The sequence below is a fragment of the Faucicola mancuniensis genome, from assembly GCF_046523945.1.
Classification (GTDB): domain Bacteria; phylum Pseudomonadota; class Gammaproteobacteria; order Pseudomonadales; family Moraxellaceae; genus Faucicola; species Faucicola mancuniensis.
On record NZ_CP171363.1, the window covers coordinates 1,418,501 to 1,443,097 of the forward strand.

21 protein-coding genes and 3 pseudogenes are annotated in these 24,597 nt (G+C 41.6%); 20 read left to right on the plus strand and 4 right to left on the minus strand.

Annotation, left to right across the window (positions count from 1 at the left end; all coding sequences use genetic code 11):
* Positions 1–23: 23 nt before the first annotated feature.
* Positions 24–1,844, minus strand: coding sequence for an acyl-CoA dehydrogenase C-terminal domain-containing protein (locus tag ACGTJS_RS06950; RefSeq protein ID WP_315042727.1), 1,821 nt, complete (start codon positions 1,842–1,844; stop codon positions 24–26).
* A gap of 322 nt (positions 1,845–2,166) precedes the next feature.
* Here ACGTJS_RS06950 and ACGTJS_RS06955 point away from each other — a divergent pair, with 322 nt between their 5' ends.
* The 5 genes and pseudogenes from ACGTJS_RS06955 to ACGTJS_RS06975 all read left to right on the plus strand — a co-directional run.
* Positions 2,167–2,814, plus strand: a complete 648-nt coding sequence (locus ACGTJS_RS06955) for a MarC family protein (RefSeq protein WP_315042725.1) — start codon at positions 2,167–2,169, stop codon at positions 2,812–2,814.
* A gap of 107 nt (positions 2,815–2,921) precedes the next feature.
* Positions 2,922–3,218, plus strand: a complete 297-nt coding sequence (locus ACGTJS_RS06960) for a hypothetical protein (protein WP_315042722.1) — start codon at positions 2,922–2,924, stop codon at positions 3,216–3,218.
* Positions 3,219–3,301: 83 nt separating this feature from the next.
* Positions 3,302–4,453, plus strand: coding sequence for a 5-(carboxyamino)imidazole ribonucleotide synthase (locus ACGTJS_RS06965; RefSeq protein ID WP_410471553.1), 1,152 nt, complete (start codon positions 3,302–3,304; stop codon positions 4,451–4,453).
* Positions 4,454–4,462: 9 nt separating this feature from the next.
* Positions 4,463–5,191, plus strand: coding sequence for a Fic family protein (locus ACGTJS_RS06970; RefSeq protein ID WP_315042719.1), 729 nt, complete (start codon positions 4,463–4,465; stop codon positions 5,189–5,191).
* 78 nt (positions 5,192–5,269) lie between these two features.
* Positions 5,270–5,552, plus strand: a pseudogene (locus tag ACGTJS_RS06975) (DUF188 domain-containing protein); the annotation flags it as partial.
* 28 nt (positions 5,553–5,580) lie between these two features.
* On the opposite strand, the gene ACGTJS_RS06980 reads toward ACGTJS_RS06975, so the two are convergent.
* Both ACGTJS_RS06980 and efp read right to left on the minus strand, forming a co-directional pair.
* Complete coding sequence (locus tag ACGTJS_RS06980) at positions 5,581–6,813, minus strand: toxic anion resistance protein (protein ID WP_410471554.1); 1,233 nt, start codon at positions 6,811–6,813, stop codon at positions 5,581–5,583.
* Between the two features lie 138 nt (positions 6,814–6,951).
* Positions 6,952–7,521, minus strand: a complete 570-nt coding sequence (gene efp, locus ACGTJS_RS06985) for an elongation factor P (RefSeq protein WP_315042713.1) — start codon at positions 7,519–7,521, stop codon at positions 6,952–6,954.
* Positions 7,522–7,651: 130 nt separating this feature from the next.
* Here efp and epmB point away from each other — a divergent pair, with 130 nt between their 5' ends.
* The 4 genes from epmB (at position 7,652) to ACGTJS_RS07005 (ending at position 13,317) form a co-directional block, all read left to right on the plus strand.
* A complete protein-coding gene (gene epmB, locus ACGTJS_RS06990; RefSeq protein WP_410471555.1) occupies positions 7,652–8,653 on the plus strand; it encodes an EF-P beta-lysylation protein EpmB in 1,002 nt (333 codons plus the stop codon).
* Between the two features lie 169 nt (positions 8,654–8,822).
* The gene (locus tag ACGTJS_RS06995; RefSeq protein ID WP_410471556.1) at positions 8,823–10,583 is read left to right on the plus strand and encodes a hypothetical protein; all 1,761 of its coding nucleotides are present in this window, start codon (positions 8,823–8,825) and stop codon (positions 10,581–10,583) included.
* A gap of 114 nt (positions 10,584–10,697) precedes the next feature.
* On the plus strand, positions 10,698–12,875 hold the full coding sequence (locus ACGTJS_RS07000) for an EAL domain-containing protein (RefSeq protein ID WP_410471557.1): 2,178 nt from the start codon (positions 10,698–10,700) through the stop codon (positions 12,873–12,875).
* A 16-nt stretch (positions 12,876–12,891) separates the two neighbouring features.
* Positions 12,892–13,317 carry a c-type cytochrome gene (locus ACGTJS_RS07005; RefSeq protein WP_410471558.1) on the plus strand — a complete coding sequence of 142 codons (426 nt, stop codon included), beginning with the start codon at positions 12,892–12,894 and terminating at the stop codon, positions 13,315–13,317.
* Positions 13,318–13,326: 9 nt separating this feature from the next.
* Here the strand turns inward: ACGTJS_RS07005 and ACGTJS_RS07010 are convergent.
* Positions 13,327–13,422 (minus strand): annotated as a pseudogene (locus ACGTJS_RS07010) (aldehyde dehydrogenase family protein); the annotation flags it as partial.
* A gap of 124 nt (positions 13,423–13,546) precedes the next feature.
* Here ACGTJS_RS07010 and ACGTJS_RS07015 point away from each other — a divergent pair.
* The 11 genes and pseudogenes from ACGTJS_RS07015 (at position 13,547) to ACGTJS_RS07065 (ending at position 24,525) form a co-directional block, all read left to right on the plus strand.
* Positions 13,547–14,367 (plus strand): IS5 family transposase gene (locus ACGTJS_RS07015; RefSeq protein ID WP_410471559.1). Its coding sequence is split into 2 segments (ribosomal slippage): positions 13,547–13,931 and positions 13,931–14,367, totalling 822 coding nucleotides; the frame shifts between segments, so codons are not numbered across the junction.
* Between the two features lie 5 nt (positions 14,368–14,372).
* A pseudogene (locus ACGTJS_RS07020) lies at positions 14,373–14,555 on the plus strand (hypothetical protein); the annotation flags it as partial.
* 143 nt (positions 14,556–14,698) lie between these two features.
* The gene (locus ACGTJS_RS07025; protein WP_410471560.1) at positions 14,699–15,646 is read left to right on the plus strand and encodes an AAA family ATPase; all 948 of its coding nucleotides are present in this window, start codon (positions 14,699–14,701) and stop codon (positions 15,644–15,646) included.
* A 38-nt stretch (positions 15,647–15,684) separates the two neighbouring features.
* Positions 15,685–16,698 (plus strand): DUF58 domain-containing protein, encoded by a 1,014-nt coding sequence (locus ACGTJS_RS07030; protein WP_410471561.1) that lies wholly within the window; start codon positions 15,685–15,687, stop codon positions 16,696–16,698.
* A complete protein-coding gene (locus ACGTJS_RS07035; protein WP_410471562.1) occupies positions 16,695–18,794 on the plus strand; it encodes a transglutaminaseTgpA domain-containing protein in 2,100 nt (699 codons plus the stop codon). The genes ACGTJS_RS07030 and ACGTJS_RS07035 overlap by 4 nt, the downstream gene beginning before the upstream one ends.
* Positions 18,795–18,891: 97 nt before the next feature.
* Positions 18,892–20,472, plus strand: a complete 1,581-nt coding sequence (locus ACGTJS_RS07040; protein ID WP_410471563.1) for a peptide chain release factor 3 — start codon at positions 18,892–18,894, stop codon at positions 20,470–20,472.
* 42 nt (positions 20,473–20,514) lie between these two features.
* Positions 20,515–21,717 (plus strand): nicotinate phosphoribosyltransferase, encoded by a 1,203-nt coding sequence (gene pncB / locus ACGTJS_RS07045; RefSeq protein WP_410471564.1) that lies wholly within the window; start codon positions 20,515–20,517, stop codon positions 21,715–21,717.
* A gap of 48 nt (positions 21,718–21,765) precedes the next feature.
* On the plus strand, positions 21,766–22,503 hold the full coding sequence (nadE, locus tag ACGTJS_RS07050; RefSeq protein WP_410471565.1) for an NAD(+) synthase: 738 nt from the start codon (positions 21,766–21,768) through the stop codon (positions 22,501–22,503).
* Between the two features lie 82 nt (positions 22,504–22,585).
* Positions 22,586–23,551 (plus strand): ABC transporter ATP-binding protein, encoded by a 966-nt coding sequence (locus tag ACGTJS_RS07055; protein ID WP_410471566.1) that lies wholly within the window; start codon positions 22,586–22,588, stop codon positions 23,549–23,551.
* A gap of 32 nt (positions 23,552–23,583) precedes the next feature.
* Complete coding sequence (locus tag ACGTJS_RS07060; protein WP_315041282.1) at positions 23,584–23,733, plus strand: hypothetical protein; 150 nt, start codon at positions 23,584–23,586, stop codon at positions 23,731–23,733.
* Between the two features lie 18 nt (positions 23,734–23,751).
* Positions 23,752–24,525 (plus strand): ABC transporter permease, encoded by a 774-nt coding sequence (locus ACGTJS_RS07065; RefSeq protein ID WP_315041280.1) that lies wholly within the window; start codon positions 23,752–23,754, stop codon positions 24,523–24,525.
* The last annotated feature ends 72 nt before the right edge of the window (positions 24,526–24,597 follow it).

Sequence of the window (24,597 nt, forward strand, 5' to 3'; positions counted from 1 at the left end):
TCAGATACGGTTATTTTAACCGATTAATCCAAAAAGTTAAAGCTATCTAAATCAAGGGTCATAGACTCAGTCGGTGCTAACATACTTTCGGATAGACCTGATGCACGTGGCAAGATTTTTTCAAAATAAAACTCGGCAGTTTTGATTTTGGCTTGATAAAATTCTTTGGTTTCTTTACCGCCATTTTTGAGTTTGTCATATGCCACAGATGCCATTCTCGCCCAGTGATACGCCATCATCACATAGCCAGAATACATCAAATAATCGTCCGATGCGGCAGATACGATGTCACGGTCTTTACGGGCGGCAAGCATGATACGAGCGGTCAAGGTATTCCATTCGGCACAGTATTTGGTTAAAGCCCAAACGAATTTTCGCATTTCTTTGTCAAGGGCATATTCGGTACACCATTTCATGATGTTGGCGGTGTAGTCTAGCACCACTTTGCCTTTGGATTGTAATAGTACTTTACGACCCAACAAGTCTAATGCCTGTACGCCTGTTGTGCCTTCATAAAGCGTTGAAATACGGGCATCACGGGCGATTTGTTCCATGCCCCATTCTTTGATATAGCCGTGTCCGCCAAAAACTTGAATGGCGTGTTTGCTGGCTTCAATGCCACATTCGGTCAAAAATCCTTTTAAAATCGGCGTGTAAAAGCCCAATTTTTCGTCCAATTTTTCGGCTTCTTCGTGGTCGCCTGCGTGAGTGGCTTCGGTCATTTTATCGGCGTAACGTGCCGCATGATAAATCATAGAACGACCGCCTTCGCTAAAGGCTTTTTGGATTAACAACATACGAGCCACGTCCGCATGATGGATAATCGCATCAGCGACTTGTTCTGGCTCTTTTTTGCCTGATAACACACGCATAGAACGGCGTTCTTTGGCGTATGGCAAGCTGTTTTGGAATGCCAATTCGGTATGAGCCAAACCTTGAATTGCTGTACCGATACGAGCGGTATTCATAAAGGTAAACATGGCTTTTAAGCCTTTGTGCGGTTCGCCAATCAAAAAGCCTTTGGCATTGTCAAAGTTTAACACCGCTGTCGCTGACGCTTTAATCCCCATTTTATGCTCAATAGAACCGCAAGTTACAGGGTTGCGTTCACCGACTTCGCCATTGTCCGTTACCAAAAATTTTGGCACAATAAATAACGAAATGCCTTTTGTACCTTCAGGGGCATTTGGCAAACGAGCCAACACAATGTGAATGATATTTTCGGTCAAATCATGCTCACCTGCGGAAATAAAGATTTTTGTGCCTGTGATATTATAAGTACCGTCATCATTTGGCACGGCACGGGTTTTGACTTGTCCCAAGTCCGTTCCGCATTGTGGCTCGGTCAAACACATTGTACCACCCCAAGTGCCTTCCACCAATTTTGGCATATAGGTGTCTTTTTGTTCTTTTGAACCGTATTCCATAATCGTGTTCATACAGCCAAGCGATAAACCTGGGTACATACTAAACGCCCAGTTTGATGTGGCGACCATTTCGGTTTTGATTAAATTTAGCGACATCGGCATACCCAAACCGCCAAATTCTTCTGGATAAGACATACCTTGATAGCCAGCTTCTACGAACATATTATAGGCTTCTTTAAAGCCTTTTGGCGTGGTAACATTGCCATTATCAAAATGACAGCCTTCGGCATCGCCCGACTGATACAAGGGCATAAGCACATCAGACGCAAAATCAGCAATGCTGTCTAACATCATATCTACCGTTTCAGGGTCGGCATTTTCGCCTGATTTTAGATTTTTGTAATGTTCTGGATAATTAAAAACTTCGTTGGTTAAAAAACGAATATCACGCAAGGGGGCTTTATAAGACAATGCCATGGTACAATCCTTTTGGTTGATTAAAATTGTTGATTAAAATTGTTGGTTAAAATTGTTGGTTAAAATTGTTGGTTAAAATTGTTGGTTAAAATTGTTGGTTAATTTGGTGAAAAAGTTGATAAAAAAAGAAACATTCAACTAGTATAAACAAATCTACAAAAATTAAAACCAAAAAAGCATTATTAATAAAAAAATTTCATAAAAAATTAAAAAAGTCATTCTTGAAAGTTATGATTTTTTACATCAAAATTATCACAAATATGTTAATATAGCCACCTTAAACCATCAAAAATTATTTACCAATCATTGCGTTATTTGCATTATGCTATTAGAACAAATTCCCCTACTCAAAACCTTTTTGGCATTGATCGTACTGGTTAATCCGTCATCATCTTTGGCGTTGTTTTTGGACATCACCAAAGGCGGTACACGAGAACAAGTCCGCAAAGTGGCGACGATTTCGGCGATTAGTGTGTTTATTACTGTGGCGGTGTTTACTATCGCAGGCGAAGCGATTTTACGCATTTTGGGAATTTCACTCGGCTCATTCCGTGTCGCTGGTGGCTTGTTGGTTTTATTAATCGCCATCGGCATGATGAACGGCTCTGGCAACATCGCAAAGCCCAACGTAGACAGCTCAGATGAAGTCAATGGCACGGTGTTTAAAGGCACGACAATGGCGGTTGTTCCTTTAACCATTCCGATGGTGATTGGTCCTGGCGGTATTTCAACGGTGATTATTTATTCGGCAAGCGGTGTCGGTTGGGGCAACAAAATCGCCCTGCTTGTCGCAGGTGTGTTGATTAGTTTAATAATTTATGGCTCGTTTATGGGGGCAGGTAAGGTCAGCCGATTTTTGGGTGAAACAGGCTTAAACGTGCTAAACCGTGTCATGGGTATGCTACTTGCAGCGGTAGCGGTGGAAATCATTATTGCAGGATTACGCAGTTTGTTTCCACAATTAACCTAAAATTGGCATTGGCTTTACGCTTTAATGGCAGTTTTACAGGACAAAATCGCTTGATTTTTCTCAAAAAAACCTTATATTGACAAAATAAACGTAAAAAAGGAAAAACCATGCCACGCCAACAAAACAGCAATGAAAAACCTGATTTTAGCCAAATGCCAAAAGAAATGTTATTAGAATTTGTACAACAAGAAGACGGCAAAATGGTGCTTCGTCCTGCCAATAATGACGAAGTTCAGCCATTATTAAGCATTGAATTTTCGGACGAAATCAAAGAAATGTTAGGGCAAGATATCCATTTTATCGGTCAAAGTATGGTGCAAGCCGCCTTGCACAGCTTTATGCACAAACAAATGGCACATTGGCACGCCCATGTCTATGACGAAGAGCCAGTTCATTATAGTTAAACCATAGCAAACAATGTTGGGGCGTATTTGTTACGCCCTAAATTTTTAATATTTATTCAAATTATGTTAAAAAGGTCTAGAAAATGCCAATCAGCACCGCCAATTTTTATACTGTGAATCACTCAAACCACCCCATCAAAACCATCGGCATTTTGGGCGGTGGGCAGTTGGGCTTAATGCTTGCCGAATCCGCCTTGCCACTGGGACTGCGTTGTACCTTTTTGGAAGATGCACCCAACTGCCCTGCACGCTTGCTTGGCAAGGTTTATAGCAGTGAGCAATTGGACGATTTTGCCAAAGTGTGCGATATCTATAGTTTAGAATTTGAAAATACACCCTTGAATTCTGCTAAATTTTTGGAAGAAAATACAGGACTTTTCCCACCGTCAAAGGCGTTGTTTATCGCTCAAGACCGCTTAAACGAAAAAAACTTGTTTAACGAACTTGACATCAAAACCGTGCCATTTTTGGCGGTAAACAGCCGTGATGAATTACAAACGGCGTGCGAAAATTTGGGCTTGCCGTTGGTATTAAAAACCACTCGTGGCGGATATGACGGTAAAGGGCAATTTGTCATTAAAAATGATGAGCAAATTGACACTGCTTGGGCGGAGCTTGGCGATGCGACCAAAACCGCACCGCTGATTGCTGAAGGATTTATCAACTTTAGCCGAGAAGTTTCCATCATTGCCGTGCGGAGCAAAACAGGCGAAATTCGCTATTATCCACTGGTAGAAAACGAGCATTACAACGGCATTCTTACCAAAACCACCGCCCCTGCCCCCAATGCCGAGCATTTGACCGCACAGGCTCAAAGTAACATCAAAAAATTGCTAGAGCATTTGGATTATGTGGGTGTTTTGACGTTGGAATTATTTGTAACTGATGATGGCTTGATTGCCAATGAGATTGCCCCACGAGTGCATAATTCTGGGCATTGGAGTATTGAAGGGGCGGTGTGTAGTCAGTTTGAAAACCACATGAGAGCAGTGGCAGGCTTGCCACTTGGCGATACGTCTGTCGTTAAGCCGTCTGTGATGTTAAACGTGATTGGGCAATATCCGAGCATGGCGGACATTCTTGCCCTTGATGGCGTGCATTATCATGGCTATGACAAAGAGGAACGCACAGGACGAAAAATCGCCCACATCACCATCATGCCAACCGATACCGAAAAACTTGATGAAACGGTGACGAAGGTAGTGGAGCTGTTGCCGAATAAAATGGGTTTGTGATTTGTTAAAATGTTTGAAAAAATTGACGAATTAAAAACCGAGCTTGACCGCCATCGTCCGCTGTCGCCATCTATGGCAAAAAATCTGCAAGAAGATTTGATTTTGCGGTGGACGTACCATTCTAACGCCATTGAAGGCAATACTTTAACTTTGCTTGAAACCAAAGTGGTGCTAGAAGGCGTAACAGTGGGCGGAAAGTCATTGCGTGAACATTTTGAAGCGATTAACCACAAGCAAGCCATTGAATTTGTTGAACAAATTATCCAAAATCAAGAGCCTTTTAACGAATGGCAACTCAAAAACATTCATCAACTGATTTTATCCAATATTGATACCGATAACGCAGGACGTTACCGCACGCAAAACGTAATTATTTCTGGGGCGAGCCATACACCGCCAGATTTTTTGTTGATTGATGATAAAATGCGTGAGCTTTTTGCGTGGTATGATTCTGCTGACAGTCTGCACCCTGTGGAGCGAGCGTGCCGACTGCATAGCGAGTTTGTCATTATTCACCCTTTTATAGATGGTAATGGTCGCACTGCAAGGCTTTTGTTAAATTTTGAGTTGATGAAAGCAGGTTATCCACCGTGCGTGATTACGGTGGATAAGCGTTTGGCGTATTATGAGGCTTTGGATAATTGGGCAAGCGTGGGCGATAAAAGTTTGTTTTTTAGCTTAATTAACAAATGTTTGCTTGAGAGTTTTAAACCGTATCAGCTTTTATTAAAATTTTAACAACAAGCAAGTTAGAAAAAAGAATGATGCCCAAGATTTAACATTCACTGATAAATCAGAAAAAACCACACCATCACTATGACCATCTACATTGACGCTGATGCCGTGCCAACGGTTGCCAAAGAACTCATCATCAAGACCGCCTTGACTTTGAAAAAATCTGTTAAAATGTTGGGTGTTATTCTTCCGTCCAATCTACTTGCTGACGCTTACCAATATCAAACCAAAACTTAACGCTCGTGATTTTATGGAAACACTTCGTGGCACAGGCGTGCTTGACCCCAAAGAAATGGGCGGACAAAAACCCTATGGCGAAAAGGACAAAATCGCCTTTGTCAATGGGCTTAATCAGCTTGTTAAGGTTTCACAAAAAAAAGTAGTTATAACAATTAAATTTTCACTTCACCCAATTTTTTATCATCAATTTGTAGATTTTGCGTCATTTGTAAAGCCGTTTTTTGATTGGCTTTATCCAAATAGACTTGGGCTTTATCCACTTCTTGCGACAAAGTATTCACCGTTTGTTGCATATTGTCCAACGCCTTTAACTTAAATTCATCAATCGCATTCATCGTTTCATAAATATTATTAAAGGCTTTTTGTAGTTTTTCTACTTCCACACCGCTGGTACTGGCTTGTTCGTGGACTTGGATAGTTTGGCGTTTGAGCATGGCGGACGTAGATTCAATCAAACTGCCAGTCGTGCTGTTTAACGCATTGATTTGGTCAAGTACCAGTTTTTGACTGGACAACGCCTGCGACACCATCACCGCTGTGCGTAATGCCGAAATGGTGGTCGTAGTCGCTCTATCCACGCCTTTAATCAGTTCAAGGTTATTTTTGCGAATCATATCAAGGGCAAGATAACCTTGGATATTCACCGCCAACTGGGTCAAAAAATCCATATTTTTTTGGCGAATGTAAAACAACATTTCTTCTTTGACAATGCGGGCTTTTTCAGGGTCGGTCGCTTCTAATTCAACAATTTTTTGCTCAAGTGTGGCATCAATTTTTTTGCCGACATAAATATATTGGCGAAGCGACTGCATGAGCGTCCACATATTAACTTTTTCTTGCTCAATCGTGGCGTTGTCCTTAATCAGCTCGTCTTTGCCGTTATACAGACTTTCAATAATTTTATTAATATGGGTTTGTGATGATTCATATTTGCGAAAGTAATCTTGTACCTTATTCCCCATCGGAATAATACCCAAAAACTTGCGTGGGCTTGTCATTGAACCTTGTTTGCTTGGGTCAAGGTCTTCCACAATGCCACGCAACTCAGTCAAAGATTTGGCAATGGGCGAATTGTCAAACAGGGCTTTGTCCATCGTTTTGGCAGGGCGGTCAAGCATACGATTAGAGATTTGAGCTGATGCACGAATTTCGGCACTGCCTAACTGATGAACGGCATTGACTTTTTCGTCAAATTTTGGCGTGTTCACAGAATTATTTAGCACGCTCATCACAAATTCATTGACCTTGGCGTCTAGCTCTGGGACTTTGGTTTGGTCTAGTTTGACGATTTGGTCGGCTTCATCTTGTGGCACAACGGCAACGGCCTTGGGGGCTTCTAGGGTTAAATTGGGTGTGAGCGTTGGGTCAGGTGGGGTGAGTTGCATAAGTTTTCCTTAATTTTGGTTATTGGTATGATTTTAACACAACAAAATTATGAAAAATGTAGTTTTTTTTAACATTTATCAACACACAAAAAAAAATCCAGCCAACGCTGGATTTTTTATGAAAACTTAACTGTTAGTTTATACACGAGATAGATATTCACCTGTACGGGTATCAACTTTCACTTTTTCACCTTGTTGTACGAACAATGGCACACGCACCACCGCACCTGTTTCTAGCGTTGCAGGTTTACCACCACCGCCAGACGTATCACCTTTTAAACCAGGGTCAGTTTCGGTGATTTCTAATTCAACAAAGTTTGGAGCAGTTACAGTCAAAGGTACGCCATTAAACAAAGTAATGGTGCAAGATTCGTTGCTGTTTTCTTTTAGCCATTTTGCCGCATCGCCCATCGCCGTTTTGTCCGCTTGAAGCTGTTCAAAGCTCTCTGGATGCATAAAATGCCAAAACTCGCCATCGTTGTACAAATAATCCATTTCGGTATCTACAACGTCCGCACCTTCAAGGCTATCGCCTGATTTAAAGGTGTTTTCTAGCACTTTGCCAGTTTTTAGGTTACGCATTTTTACACGGTTAAACGCTTGACCTTTACCAGGTTTTACATATTCGTTTTCTAAGATGGTAAAAGGGTTGCCATCAAGCATGACCTTTAGACCTGCTTTAAATTCGTTGGTTGAGTAGGTTGCCATAAAATTTCCTGTCAATACTGTTACTAAATAAATAAGCCACGAATGGCTTGTAAAAAATTGCAAACACAATATAATAACCAATTTTGTGTGTGATTTCAAATTTAAAATTGTGAAAATTGGAAAAAAATAAATGTCAAATGTGTCAAACAACTTAATCGTACAAAAAGACTGGAAGCAAAGTTTTGCCAATACCGTCCAAGATAGCCAAACTTTAGCCGATATTTTACAAATCAAACTGGATACCAGCCAAAAATTTAGCAATTTTCCACTCAAAGTGCCGATGAATTTTGTCAAAAAAATGCAAAAAGGCAACCCAAACGACCCATTACTATTACAAATTTTACCAACATTTGCCGAAACCATTCAAGTCGCAGGCTTTGTCAATGACCCATTGCAAGAGCAATCTGCCAATCCAACCAAAGGAATCATTCACAAATACCAATCTCGTGTGCTACTGCCGATTACAGGGGCGTGTATGGTGAATTGTCGTTACTGTTTTCGCCAACATTTTGATTATCACGAAAACTTGCCAAGCCAAGACGATTGGCAAACAATGATTGATTATATTGTCAAACATGCTGATGTTAATGAAGTGATTTTAAGCGGTGGCGACCCGTTGTCATTAAGTGATAGACGTTTGTTTGATATTTTGCAAAAGCTGGAAAATCTCCCCCAAATCAAAACCATTCGTTTGCATACCCGTGTACCTATGGTCATTCCTGAACGCTTGAGCATTGAGCTGATTGAACGGTTGGCAAGTAGTCGTTGTCAAGTCGTCATTGTCATTCATGCCAATCACCCCAACGAGATTGATGAAGAAAGTTGTTTTTATTTGCAACGTGCCAAAAATATGGGGATTACTTTATTAAACCAAACAGTCTTGTTAAAAAATATTAACAATCATGCTGATATTTTGGCAAAATTAAATGAAAAACTGTGGCAGGCTGGCGTGTTGCCGTATTATTTGCACGTTTTGGACAAGGTGGCAGGGGCGAGCCATTTTTATATTGATGATGATGAAGCGGTCAATATTTATTGGCAATTGTTGGCAAAATGTTCGGGATATCTTGTGCCAAAATTGGTGCGTGAAATGCCTGATAAACCGTTTAAAACGCCGATTGATTTGTATTGATTTACTACAGATTTGCTACTCATTGTAACTAATTGATATCTAACATGATTTATTTTGTTGCAAATTTTGTTAGAAATTTATCAATTTTTATGTTATTTTGTTAAACAATCTTTTGGTGATAATCTGATTGTTACAATTTTTTAACCGATATTTTTTAACAGGTATTGTTATGATAAATGATAAAGCTTTGAGTGATTTTTTGTCAAAAAACGCTTTGATTGCATTGAGCGATGTGGAATTGGCGATTGGAAAAAATGGTGAAAAGTTGACCAATTGGCAACTGCGATTCAATCAGCTTGCCCCTGCCGAAATGTACGTACAGTATCACACGCTAGTAACGCAACTGATGCAAGCGAATATGAGCGAGTCAAAACGCCTCAAGTTGTTTGAGCATATTAACAAAATTAACGAACGATTGTTGGCAGGATTGCACCATATTTATAAAAATCAGTCTGGATTGTTAGATGAGCATCAACAGCAAGCCTTGGACATGGTGATTTCGGTGCATTATGTTGGGGTGATGTTTTATTACAGTGTGTGGCAACGTGTGGCAAACAATCCGCAATTGGCAGAAAAAAAAGGTCTAGGTGCGATGTTTGGGCTAGGCAATGCCACAAAATCGCATGATGAGCTGGTACAGCAGTGTCTGTATGGTATGATGAGCTTGTTACGTCAAGCCTTGTTTGAAAAGCAAATCGGCTATCGTACGGATACGCAGGTGATTTGGCAATGGCTAAATGCCTGTTATCATTTTATGTTGGCAAATGGTTGGCAAAATGTGGCAATTCATTTGCCGTTATTTGGACAAACAGGTCTGAGCCAAGGCAAGCCTTTAACCCTAGAAAACATTTATCATCAGTGCCTGTTTAGCGAGATTATTAATCCGTATGCTTGTCGCCGTCCTGATATGATAATGTGGCAAAAATTTAGCAATGACGGCTTAAAGACGTTGATGGTGTCCCAAGATTTATTAGAAAAACCGTATCTGTTTATCAACTTAAAATCCAATGAACCACCAAAATTACATCATGCGGATTTGGCATTTAATCCTTTTGCCAAAGACAGCGACTGTCTATTTTTGGGTGTGTCAAAGCTTGTACCTTTGCTTCAAAAAATGATTACAAAAGGGCAAAACAGCGATGATATGAATGACAAGATTTATGAGCGTTTTGCAAAAATCATGTTAGAAAATCTGAAAAAAAATCTCACCCAACCAGAAAGCCTAACAAAAACCAATGCAAAATGCCAAACAGTTGTCGGATTTTATCATATCCATTATATGCTTGCGAACAAAGCCAGTCTGGGTAATCTGATTCAAGCCCATGAATTACCAGAACGTTTACGCCCAAAATCGCAAAATAACACGCAATTGAACAAATCCACGGTGGTGAATGTGGTAGAAAAAAATCACCATCAGTTGCATTTGATGAGCCATTATGCCTATACGCAAACCATGAACGTGCAAAACGGTGCGACACATCGCAATGCCGAATTGAACGCTTTGAGTTATCTACAAGTTGGCTCTATGGTCGGCATTCGCATGATGGACGATGCGAACAAAACTTGGCTATTGGGGCGTATTGATAACATTGCCCAAACGCCGATTAAATCAACAAAATTTGAAAGTGGTGAGCCAGTTGAGCTAAGCATTGACTCTCATGTGAAACTGTTTGGCAAAGGCATGGTGCCTTGTGGCGTAAGGCTGTATCACAGTGGTACACGCCCACAGCACTTTGTCCCTGCGTTAATGATTCCCAAAAATGCCGAATTTAACCGTGAAAAAACCACGATTATGATCGCACGTCTTGGTTATCAAGTAGATGAAAAATTGATTATGCGAATTGACAACAAAGAAGTCAACATTCGTTTGACTGAATTGTTAAACATGACGGACGATGTGGAAGAATATGCATTTGTTCGTGTACAATAATCTAAAAAAACCACCTTTTAACCTATATTTTTTAAAATAGGTTATGCAAAAAAGCCTAATTGCTTTATAATTAGGCTTTTATTTTGTTTTTATTACAAAATTTGGGACAATGTTATGAAACAACCAAATCGTTTGAATTTGTTAGTGATTGATGACAATCAGCTGTATGCCGAGCAGTTGGTAGATGTGTTGCAGGATAATTATTATAAAAAAGTGAATTTGGGCTTTTTGGACGACAAAGAAGAATTGCTACGGCTGTTACGCCAATCGTGGGACGTGTTAGTGATGGGCAAAGCCTATGATTTGACGTTACCACAAGTTGTCAAAATCATTCAAGAGCATGAGATTGATTTGCCTGTGATTGGGATTATTCCTGAAGACGGCATAGACCAAAAACAACTGGACGCCAAAGAGCAACTACAGCTTGAGATTGTCACCGAAGAAGACAAAACCGACAAATCCTTGCCGTTATATAGCTTTTGGGGGGCGGTAGATGCCTTGCCAAAAGAGCGGATTTTTGAAATGGCATTGCGAGTTTATCAAGAACATCAACAAGCGTGTTTTCGTGAAGATTTGCTACGCTTACGCCAAGTGTTAAAGGACGCTGAGCAACGTGCCAATATTTTGATTAAAAACTCAAAAAGTGCAGTCGCCTATGTAGAAGAAGGCTTGCATATCTATGCCAACGAGCCGTATTTGGAAATGTTTGGCTTTAAAAGCATGGAAGACTTGATGGGCGTGCCAATCATTGACTTAATTGCCAGTAACAACATCAAAGATTTTAAAACTTTTTTAAAAGATTTTGAAAAAGGCGGTCGTAGCAATGTTGAGTTTCAGTTTGAATCGGTGCGTACAGATGGGTCAACCTTTGATGCCACACTGCAATTGGCAGCCGCAACCTATGAAGGCAACCCATGTCAACAAGTGATTATCCAACCTGATGAACGTGGTAACAGTGCCGAACTTGCCAAAAAACTTGCCGAAATGGAGCGTATTGACCAACTGACGGGTATCTTTAACCGTCGTGGCTTTGAACAGGCGATTACCGGTATTCGTGAAATCGTGGTGCAAAAAGGCTTGGTTGCAGGCGTGCTGTGCGTGCGAATTGATGACATTGGTAAAATCAACTCAAACCTTGGTATTCAAGGCGTTGATGCCGTTGTTATTTATATTTCAAATTTATTAAAACAAAAAATTGCCGAACTGTTGGGCGAAGACAAGGTTCATAAAGGCTTTGTCAGCCGATTTAGCGATAGCCAATTTATGCTGTTGCTACCCAATATGAACCAAGAACAAACCGTCGCACTTGGTGAACAACTGGTCGCCCAAATCGCTGAAAACATGATTGATGTCGGTGATAGAACTATCAAAACCACCGTTACCGTCGGCGGTACGATGATGAATAGTACATCGCCTGAGGTTGATGTAATTATCAACCGTGTGTTACAAGGGGTCAGTTTGGGCATTAAAGAAAGCGATACCAATGGCAATACCTTCTATTTATACGACCCATCGGCGTTTGCCAGCGAAGATGATTCGGTATTGCTTGAAACCTTGCGTGGCGCGATTGAACATAACAAATTTAAACTGATGTATCAACCGATTTATGATGTGGAAAAAGACACCAGTAATATGTTTGAAGTGTTTTTGCGGTTGCCATTAGCAGATGGTACGGTGATGACACCAGATAAGTTCTTGAACGTTGCCAATGAGCATGGTTTGATGGATAAAATTGACCGCTGGGTATTGATTAATGCCTGCAAAAACCTAAAACAATACCGTGCAACCGTTGACCCAACGGCACGTATGCTCGTGCATTTGAGTAATGCATCATTGACAGATGAAACACTGTCAGCTTTTGTTGGTAAACTGTTACAAGCGATTGGTGGCAATGATGCTGGACGTTTGGTGGTGCAGTTTAGTGAAGCGATGGTTCATGACTATATGTCGGTCGCCGCCAAACAGACGGTACAACTACAACAACTGGGCTGTTATGTCGGTCTTTATAGTTTTGGTACAATGGCAAATTCAATGGAAATTTTAGACTTTGTTAAACCAAATATCGTGCGATTAGACCGCTCTTATATCAAAGACCTAGAAAATAGCGACAACGTAGCGACCATATCATCTGTTATCAGCCAAATCCATGAGCATGGCTCAAGCAGTTTGATGGCATTTATTCAAGACCCTGCTGCTATGAGTGCCGCTTGGACGGTGGGTGCAAAATACCTACAAGGTAACTACCTACAAGAACCAGGTGAAGAAATGAAAATCCAAACAGAACAATCATGATGATATTTAAAACAATATGTTAAAAAAAGTAATGAAAATCAGTGGTATGGCTTTGGTTATCGGCATTGGCTTGGTGGGCTGTGAAAAACAACCACCATCAGAACGCCCTGCGGTGAGTCTGCCAGTTTATACACAAGGCGATAGTGTCAAAGGAAAAACCTACTACGACCAAGAATGTGAACAATGCCACAAACTTGTCGCAGGCAACAACAAAAAAGGTCCACAACTGTCTAAGATTTATGGGGCAAAATCGGCACTTTTGACTGATTATCAATATACCGATGCCCTAAAAAATAGCCAAATCACATGGGATAGCACCGAACTTGACCGCTATATTGCCAATCCAAAACAAGCGATTAACGGCACAAGAATGCGTTCTGACCCTATCAATGACAAACAAATGCGTCAAGATATCATCGCTTATATTTCCACCTTGCGGTGATGGTTTATCTTTATTGATATCCGCATCATCACAAATGATTAAAGGTGATTTGCCACCTAGCTCCATGGTAACTTCTTTTAAAGAAGAACCTGCCGCTGACTGCATGCTGTGAGCTATCCTGTGCCAGAGCGTCCGATTATTCCTGAATATCAGATGAATTATTAGACCTCTTTCCAAACCTTAATAGTGATTTGGTATAATACTGATTTTTAGAAAAAACAGCAAAAGCATGATACCCGAACAAGCAGAAAAACTCAGTGACGCACAATTTAAACGCTACTTTGGCATCCAAAGAAGTACCTATACTCATATGCTCACCATACTACAAGAAGCATACAACGAACAACACAAAAAAGGTGGCAGGAAAAATGAAATCAGCCTAGAAAACAAGCTCATGCTGACTTTGAGTTACTACCGAGAATATCGCACCCAATTTCACCTAGGGCAAGACTTTGGTATCAGTGAAAGTGCTGTCTGTAAAACCATCAAATGGGTAGAAAGCATACTGATAGCCCACAAAGACTTTGCCCTACCTAGCAAAAAGGCTTTATGGCAAGACCCAAACCTTGAAACCGTACTGATAGACGCAACCGAAGTACCTTGTGAGCGACCCAAAAAAAGCAACGCAGGCAATACTCAGGTAAAAAGAAACACCACACCTTAAAAGCACAAATCGTTGTCGATAAAAACAGCAAAAAAATACTTTGTACCCATTTTAGCAAAGGTAAAACCCATGACTTTAAACTTTACCAATACTCAAAAATGCGTATAAAGCCTAGTATCTTAATCCAAGTAGATTCGGGCTATCAAGGCATACACAAACACCATGCCAATAGCAAATTCCCAAAAAAGAAAACCAAGCTTAATCCACTATCTAAAGTTGACAAACAAGCCAATCGAGAATTAGCTTCTGAACGGGTAACCAATGAACATGTTATCGGCAAAATCAAACGTTTTAAAATCCTAGCCTGTCGTTATCGTAATCGCAGAAAACGCTTTGGCTTAAGGGTTAATTTGATTTGTGCCATTTATAATTTCGAGTTGGGTTAGTTTGGAAAGAGGTCTATTATCGCCTAGAAACCTATCTGCACGAAGGTTCGCAGGATAACGATATGTCAGGCTACAACAAAGAACAAGTGATTAACGATATTTTGGATAAATATGAGCGACATCGTGCATTCTTGCACATCAATCGCCAAACCCCTGGCAATCGTCCTGTTTTTCCAGATGTAGAATAATTAAATTTTATTGGTTTTTTAAGGGTGAATTGTTTTGCAATTCACCCTTTATTACAAATTATTGACAAGATGTTACTATAAAATTTTGTCAATTTTTGCTAAACTAATTTGTTTGATTTTTTATAATTTTTAATGGAATACATATGCAATCTTCTTCACCGTTACAACAAAATTTTCAACAAATGTTAAATAGTATTAACCAAATCGTCCTTGATAAACCTGAAGTGGTAAAATTATCGGTCGCGTGTTTGCTTGCCAATGGACATTTGTTGTTACAGGATTTACCAGGGATGGGTAAAACCACGTTGGCACACGCCATTGCCAATCATTTGGGTTTGGATTTTAACCGTGTGCAGTTTACCAGTGATATGTTGCCTGCGGATATTTTGGGGATTTCGCTGTACAAGACTGATACAGGCACGTTTGAATTTAAGCCCGGCCCTGTGTTTTGTCAATTGTTGCTTGCCGATGAGATTAACCGTTCTAGTCCAAAAACCCAGTCCGCCTTGCTTGAAGCGATGGAAGAGCGTCAAGTGTCGCAAGATGGCGTAACTCGCAGTTTACCAGAGCTGTTTTTTGTGATTGCGACTCAAAACCCGACCCAGCAATCAGGCGTGTTTGTGTTACCAGAGTCGCAACTTGACCGTTTTTTGATGTGTTTGTCATTGGGTTATCCGTCAAAACAGGCGGAAAAAGAGCTGTTGCTTGGCATTGATAGACGTGAAATGTTAAAAACGGTACAGCCGATGCTGTCTATGCAAGATTTATTGACCGCCCAAACCCAAGTCAAACAAGTGCATTTTGCTGATGTGGTGGTGGATTATTTGCAACGTTTGGTCGCCAAAACTCGTGAAAGCCGTGATTATCATGGCTTATCTACTCGTGGCGTATTGGCGTTAAAGCACGCTTCGCAAGCCTATGCGTATTTGGGTGGCTATAATGAAGTTACGCCAGAAGATATCCAAGCGGTGTTTTCGGCGGTGGTAGACCATCGTTTGGGGCAGGGTTTTGTGCCGTTTAATCATTTGGGTGGCGATACCTTGAACACGATTGCCAATGATTTGTTAAAACAAGTGCCTGTTGTGGTTTAATGGTGGTTTAACAAACGGTGATAAACGGTAAATAGGCTATGTTGCAACATTATTTGGATACAAAATTTGAGTTTTGGTTTAAACGCCGAGCCCCCATGACCCAGTCCGCTCGTTTAACGGTGCGGAATGTGTACATTTTTTTTAGCAAAGAAGGCGTGATGTACGCTTTGTTATTGTTAATTACCTTTGTCGCAGGGACGAATTATGCCAACAATCTGATTTTGGGTTTGTGTTTTTTGTTGGCAAGTTTGATGGTCGTTACCATTCATTACACCTTTGCCCATTTGTCAGGGTTAAATATCAAATTGGTTGATGTGGGAAACGCCACCGAAGGCGAAAAAATCCAAGTTCGCTTGCAAGTCAGCAGTGAAAGCAGACAACCCCATCGCCAGATTCGTTTAAGTTTTGGTTCGCAAGATTTTGATTTAAAACAACCTTTACAAAATCCCAATCCAAAAACCACCGCCACGCCATTTAATACCATTTTAATTAACCAAGTCAAAGAACCAAAAATTGTCAGTATTTATCTAAAAGCCGACAAACGTGGGAAATTTGTTTTACCAAAATTAACGGTTAGCACCGTGTATCCGTTGGGAATTTTGCGTGCGTGGTCGTATGTGTTTTTTGAAGGGCATGGCTGGGTGTACCCAAAAGCGATGGAATATGATGTGAAAGCGACCCAATACGCCCTCAGTTTTGACGAAGAAGTGGCATCAACGCAGACCCAAGCAGGGCAAGAAGATTTTGAACAGTTGGATAATTATGTGGCAGGCGAGTCGTTGGCTCGCATTTCGTGGGCTCATGTGGCGCGTGGGCAAGGCTTGTTATCCAAGCGGTTTGTGGATAATGTTGGACAAAAACAAGTGCTAGATTATTATCAAATGCCAGCCACCACTCACGAAGACAAACTGCGTCAGTTACGGTTTGGCGTGGACAAATTAAGCCAACAACAAGTGCAATTTCGCATGATTTTGCCTGATGGCGATGGTGTGATGGGGCAGGGGCAAGCCTTTATGCAAGACAGCTTGTTAAGGTTGGCAAAAACACCATGAAAAATTTGAACAAAACATCTTATCAAAACACAAACGCAGGCGAAAAAACAGGTCTGTTTCACAAGTTTCGCCACATTTCTGCTTATCAATGGGTATTGATTTCCCAGTTATTTGTCGTCATTCCGCACGTCAAAAATTTACCGACATGGCTTGTGGTGTATGCGTTGGCGATTATTTTTATGCAGTTTAATGTGGTGCGTCAGTTTTTACCCAAAAAATTGTATGAAGTTCGCACCATGCGGTTTATTCAGTATACAGGTTTTCTGGCAAGTTTGGCAGGACTGTATTTGACTTATCGCACGGCGATTGGCTTGGACGTGGCGATTGCGTTTTTGCTGTTGTGTGCGGTGAGCAAGTTGCTGGAGCTGTACACTCGTAGAGATGCGTATGTGGTGCTAAGTTTGTCCATGTTTGTGTTGGCGGGGCTGTTTTTGATTGAGCAGGACTTGCTCACGACTTTGATTGTGGCGATTGGCACGATGGTAACGCTGTTTGCCATGATTGGCATGAATGATGACGGCACAGGGCGGTATCGCACCATTGGGCTGTTGATTGGTCAAGCCATTCCTTTAACCATTGTGATTTTTTTGTTTTTTCCACGTTTGCCACCGTTATGGGCGGTACATTTAAGCGGTCAAAAACAAGCCACCACAGGTATCTCCGACAGTATGTCGCCGGGGGATTTTGCCAATTTAAGCCAATCAACCGAGCTTGCGTTTCGGGTAGAATTTAACGGACAACGCCCCAGACGTGGCGATATGTACTGGCGTGCGTTGGTGTTTACCAACTTTGACGGCACGACATGGCGGCTGAGCAAAATTCCCCCTGATATATGGTTTTCAAGACGCAACAATATGCAAACGTGGTTGAGTGAACCGTTAAGCCATGTTAAAAATGTCAAAGACCCCAAAAATAGCTATAAAATTATTTTGGAAAAAACTGGGCAACCGTGGTTATTTGGCTTGGATTATCCGTATGCCGAACAGCGTGGCATTGGCTTGACATCGGATTTTACCTTGCGATATTGGACGGATATTGACCAACGTTTGACTTATAATGTTCATCAAATCAAAAATGCTCCGATTGGTTTAACTTTGTCCGAGCGTGAACGTCAAGAAAACCTACAATTGCCGAGTACAGGCAACGAACAAGCCCGTCAATTTGCCAAACAAATGTACGAAAAAGTTGGCAGAAATCCGATTGCTTTTGCCAGTAGCCTTGAACAATGGATAAGAAGCCAACAATTTCGCTATACATTATCACCGCCAGCATTGCAACAAAACCGTGTTGATGAATTTTTATTTGGCTCAAAAGCAGGTTTTTGTGAACATTATTCATCCAGTTTTACCTTTTTGATGCGGTCGGTCGGCGTGCCTGCTCGTGTGGTAACAGGCTATCAAGGGGGCGAGCTTGGGCGAGATGGACAAAGCTGGGAAGTGCGACAAATGGACGCACACGCATGGACAGAAATTTGGGTGGAAAACACAGGCTGGGTACGCATTGACCCAACGGCATTCGTGTCGCCAGACCGTGTAGAACAAGGCATGAACAACTTAACCCAGACCGCAGGCTCACAAATGTTTGGCGATGGGTTGGTTGGGCAATTATCTTATCAACAATTCCAAATGCTCCAACAAGCCAGACGTTTGTTTGACCAAGCCAGCTACTATTGGCAAAGAGATGTGGTCGGTTTTGACCAAGAGAACCAAAAAAATTCATTAGCACAATGGTTTAACATTCAGTCAGTTTATCAACAAATTATGTATATGTTTGTGATAGTCATTATTTTGGTGAGTGTGTTGGCGTTGTGGCTTTGGTACAAACGCCGTAAAGTGTGGGACAAAACCGATTTGATTATGGTGCAATTGTCCAATCGTTTAGCAAAAAATGACAAAAGTTTGGCAAGAAATGACAGCGAAGGGGTGTTAAATTGGTTACAACGCATTCGTCCACAAGTCAATGATGAACAAAGTTTAACCAAAATAGCAGAAATGTATCGTAAAACTCGTTATGGTAAAAATAGTGATATTGACGAAAATAACCATGCACTCAAAAAATTGACAAATGCGATTAAAATTCGTGTAACAACGGAATGATATTTATAGCAAACTCAAATGGATGAATATTCCCTATTTTATCTAAAATCTGTTAAAATGGACAGTTTATTTTCAAATTTTTTAAAAGACCAAAATCATGAATCTAGCTCAAGAAATCAACAAACGCCGAACTTTCGCCATCATCAGCCACCCTGACGCAGGTAAAACTACCATGACCGAAAAACTGCTACTTTGGGGGCAAGTTATCCAAAAAGCAGGCGAAGTCAAATCTCGCAAAACCGACAAACACGCCACGTCCGACTGGATGAGCATGGAGCAAGAGCGTGGCATTTCCATCACCACATCTGTCATGCAGTTTCCGTATGCCGATAATATGGTAAATCTGCTTGACACCCCCGGACACGCTGACTTCTCAGAAGACACTTACCGCACGCTGACGGCGGTGGACAGTGCCTTGATGGTGATTGACGGAGCAAAAGGCGTGGAAGAACGGACGATTAAGCTCATGGAAGTGTGTCGTATGCGTGATACGCCCATCATTTCGTTCGTCAATAAACTTGACCGTGAAATCCAAGACCCACTTGCCTTGCTTGATGAAATTGAAAGCGTGCTAAAAATCAAATGCGTGCCGTTTGCATGGCCGATTGGCATGGGGCAGGATTTTGTTGGTGTGTACAATTTGGCGGATAACAAAACTTATTTTTACCAAAAAGGACACGGCACAGAGATTGTAGAAATTGAAAGCCGAGACGGTTACGATTATCCAGACGTACGTGCCAAGATTGGCGAGATTGCCTTTAAACAGTTTGAAGAAAGTCTTGAGCTTGTGCAAATGGCTCACGAAGAGTGGGACGAGAGCGAGTTTTTAGCAGGCAAACAAACGCCAGTATTATTTGGCACGGCTTTGGGTAATTTTGGCGTAAATATGGTGCTAGATGTTTTGACAAAACACGCCCCAGCCCCAAAAGACCATGAAGCGGTAGAACGCACCGTCAAGGCGGACGAGTCTGCGTTTACAGGCTTTGTCTTTAAAATTCAAGCCAACATGGACCCAAAACACCGAGACCGCATTGCCTTTATGCGTGTGTGTTCTGGCAAATATGAGCGTGGCATGAAAATGAACCACGTGCGTATCGGCAAAGAAGTGCGTGTGTCGGACGCTTTGATGTTTTTGGCGGGCGACCGTGAGGCGTTGGAAGAGGCGTATGCGGGCGATATTATCGGCTTGCACAATCACGGCACGATTCAAATTGGCGACAGCTTTACCGCGGGCGAGAAACTAAATTTTACAGGCATTCCGCACTTTGCCCCAGAGCTGTTCCGCCGTGTGGTGCTAAAAGACCCGCTAAAATCCAAGCAATTGCAAAAAGGCTTGCAACAATTGTCCGAAGAAGGAGCGACGCAAGTGTTTATGCCACAGATTAACAATGATTTGATTTTGGGAGCGGTGGGCGTGCTACAGTTTGAAGTGGTGGCACATCGTCTGCTTGAAGAGTATAAAGTGCAATGCACCTTTGAACCTGTGAGCATTGCCACCGTGCGTTGGGTGCATTGTGATGACAAAGTGGCGTTTGAAAAATTTAAGAAAAAAGCCCATGACCAACTGTCGGTAGATGGCGGTGGTTATTTGACTTACCTTGCCCCAAGCCGTGTGAATTTGCAACTCATGCAAGAGCGGTATCCTGAAATTACTTTTAGTGCGACAAGGGAGCATTGATTTTTGTTAGTATTTTAACTATTTTATCATAGGACTTAGGTCATGGCAGGCATTATTCAGTCTTTATTAGATACCGATTTGTACAAATTTACCATGTTACAAGTCATGCTTCATCAGTTTCCACAGACCCATAGTGTGTATTTGTTTCGTTGTCGTAACCTTGATGACACAGCGTATCCGTTGGCAGAATTGTTAGATGAGTTAAACCGACAGCTAGACGCCTTGTGTGAGTTGCGTTTTCAAGACGATGAGTTACAGTATTTACGCAGTTTACGCTTTATCAAAAGTGATTTTGTGGATTATTTGGAATTGTTTCAACTCAAACGCCGTTTTATCACCGCAAGTATTGATACAGAAGGTCGGCTAGATATTCGCATTGAAGGACCGATGATTCAGGCGATGATGTTTGAGATTTTTGTGCTGGCGATTGTCAATGAGTTATATTTTAGCCGTTTAGACCAAAATCAAGCCCTTAAAGAAGGCAAACAACGCCTTGAACAAAAACTAACCTTGCTACAAAGTTATCGTGAGCAGATGGCAAATGAGGACGTGCCATTTTTGGTGTCCGACTTTGGTACACGTCGGCGTTATAGTCTTGTGTGGCAACAACATGTCATTGAGCGATTGATGAGCGTTCCAGAGATTTTTCGGGGGACAAGTAACGTCTATTTTGCCAAAAAATTTGGTATCACGCCGATTGGCACGATGGCACATGAGTTTTTGCAAGCATTTCAAGCGTTGGACGTGCGATTGCGAAATTTTCAAAAAGCAGGGCTTGAAGCGTGGGTGCAAGAGTATCGTGGTGATTTGGGCATTGCCTTGACTGATGTGGTGGGCATGGATGCGTTTTTACAAGATTTTGATTTGTATTTTGCCAAATTGTTTGACGGATTGCGTCATGACAGTGGTGACCCTTATGCGTGGGGTGATAAGGCGTTTTCGCATTATAAAAAACTAAAAATCAACCCAAAAACCAAAATGTTAAACTTCTCTGATGGCTTAACCTTAGAAAAAGCATGGGATTTGTACCAATATTTTAAAGACCGCTTTCAGTTGGGCTTTGGTATCGGCACACATTTGACTAACGACATGGGGCAAACGCCGCTGAATATCGTGTTAAAACTGGTGGAGTGTAACGGGCAATCAGTCGCCAAAATCTCTGACAGTCCCGGTAAAACCATGACCGACAATGACACGTTTTTAGCGTATTTACGGCAAGTATTTGATATTGAATCTATCAACTAATCTAATATTTTTAGCATTTTAAAAAATTAACTGATAAAGGATAAGCATATGGATTTACAAGCATATAGCGATTATTTGGTGGATTGGCTCAACGAGCAACGCACTAAGTTATATAAAATGCAAGGCTTTGTGGTCGGTATTAGCGGTGGTGTGGATTCGGCGGTGGTGGCACATTTGCTTGCCAAAACCAATGCACCGATACACGGCTTGATTTTGCCGAGTGCCACCACGCCACAAGCGGATATTGATGATGCGATTGCGGTGGCAAATAGTGCAGGATTAAGCTATACGATAGCCCCGATTGCCCCTGTTTATCAAGCTTTTATGGACAATATGACGGCGTTGTTTAATGCCGATGCCGAGCGTCAAAACGTCATCGCAGGCAATGTACAAGCACGATTACGCATGATATCGCTATATGCCTACGCCCAAAGTCATAACGCCGTTGTGGTCGGTACGGACAACGCCGCCGAATGGCTGATGGGGTATTTTACCAAGTTTGGTGATGGTGGCGTGGATGTCGTGCCATTGGCAAATTTGAGCAAACAGCAAGTATTTGACATGGCAAAACTGCTGGGCGTGCCGCAATCGGTACTTGACAAAGCCCCAAGTGCAGGACTGTGGACAGGGCAGACCGATGAAGACGAAATGGGTGTGACGTATCAACAGATTGATGCATATTTGCGTGGAGAAACCGTTGATGACAACGCCATGGAACGTATCAACTACTGGCACAACCGCTCCCACCACAAGCGTATGCTACCGCCACAGCCAAAACCACTCTAAACACAAAGCGGTCATTGTTACTTTAAAAGTGAATAACTATCCCCATTTAACCTTTTAAATTGTTGATAAATGATATAAAAAAATGACCGCCGAAAACTTAACAAGCCCAACCCCAGCCCTAAAAATCACCAATTTATCAAAGACTTACCCCAACGGCTCTACCGCCATAAAAGGCATTGATTTGACCGTGCCGCAAGGCGGATTTTTTGCCTTGCTTGGGGCAAATGGGGCAGGTAAGTCCACCACCATTGGCATTATTAGCTCATTATTTCAGCCGACTTCTGGGACGGTTGAAATTTTTGGCATTGATTTGTTAAAAAATCCCAATGATGCCAAGCGGTTTTTGGGCGTTGTGCCACAAGAGTTTAATTTTAATCAGTTTGAAAAATGCCTTGATATTTTACTGTTGCAAGCAGGTTATTTTGGCATTAACAAAAAAAACGCTATGCCACGAGCCGAAAAGCTGTTGAAGGCGTTGGGGCTTTGGGATAAAAAAGACACCAAAAGCCGTTCGCTCTCTGGCGGTATGAAAAGACGCTTGATGATTGCTCGTGCCTTAATGCACCGCCCAAAACTTCTGATTTTGGACGAGCCGACCGCTGGCGTGGACATTGAGCTACGCCGTTCGATGTGGGAATTTATGCGACACATCAATGAAGATGAAGGCACGACCATCATTTTGACCACGCATTATTTGGAAGAAGCCGAACAGCTTTGCAAAAACATTGCCATTCTTGACCACGGCGAAATTCGCATTAATACCGATATGAAAAGCCTGCTTGCCAGCCTTGATGTGGAGAGTTTTGTGTTTGATTTGGTGAACGCACAGCACGCTCCCATTGTGCTTGATGGCATTCATAGTCGGCAAATTGACCCAAGCACGCTTGAAGTTACACTAAAAAAAGGCGAGAATTTAAATGATGTGTTTACCAAATTATCCGCCCAAAACATAGAAGTGGCAAGTATGCGAAACAAAGCCAATCGCCTTGAAGAATTATTCTTAGGTATTGTTGAAAATAATTTAACTGAGAAACTGTCTAATGAATAAATTGAGTTTGAAAAATCGTCAAAATCGGTGGAATGAAGAATATTATTACGATGACGTTAAAATTGATGATTTATTTATCGAGCAATGGGTATGGCGAAGTATTAAAAATTAAATTCCCATCTGACCCACCAAAACCACTAAAAGAAGATTGGGAATTAATTGTTGATAGTTGGTACGACTAAAAAATATTGAGTAAAAATATGAACTTTAAACAACAATGGGTCGCCTTTTTAACCTTATCTGGCAAAGAAATTAAGCGAATACTGCGGATTTGGCCTCAAACCCTACTGCCACCTGCCATTACAATGAGCCTGTATTTTATTATTTTTGGCAAAATGATAGGCAGTCGTGTCGGTGAGATGGGCGGTGTGTCCTATATGCAGTTTATCGTGCCGGGCTTGATTATGATGGCGGTGATTACCAACAGTTATTCTAATGTGGTGAGCAGTTTTTTTAGTACCAAGTTTCACGGCAGTATTGAAGAAATGCTGGTTTCGCCAATGTCAAAACACGCCATTTTACTCGGTTATATCGCAGGGGGCTTGTTTCGTGGGCTTGCGATTGGGGCGATTGTTACGGTGCTTGCGTTATTTTTTACCAAACTTACGCTCCCCCACGCCTTTGTAACGCTGTTTACGGTGCTGATGACATCGGCTCTGTTTTCGCTCGCTGGTATGATAAATGCGGTGTTTGCTCGCTCGTTTGATGACATTTCTATCATTCCAAGTTTTGTGCTAACGCCCTTGACTTATTTGGGTGGGGTGTTTTATTCGCTTGAGAATTTATCCCCATTTTGGCAAAATGTGTCGCTCATTAACCCCATTGTTTATATGGTCAATGCCTTTCGTTATGGGGTGCTTGGCTATTCTGATGTTAATGTGTGGGGGTCGCTCGTTGCAATTGGGCTGTTTACGGCGGTTTTTTATGCGGTGGCGTATGGTTTGCTAAAAGATGGTAGAAGGGTGCGATTATAAAATCTTATGGTTTTTAGCGATTTTTTTTCATTTCATTCATGTAATCTTGGTGGGTATATTGACAAATATTAC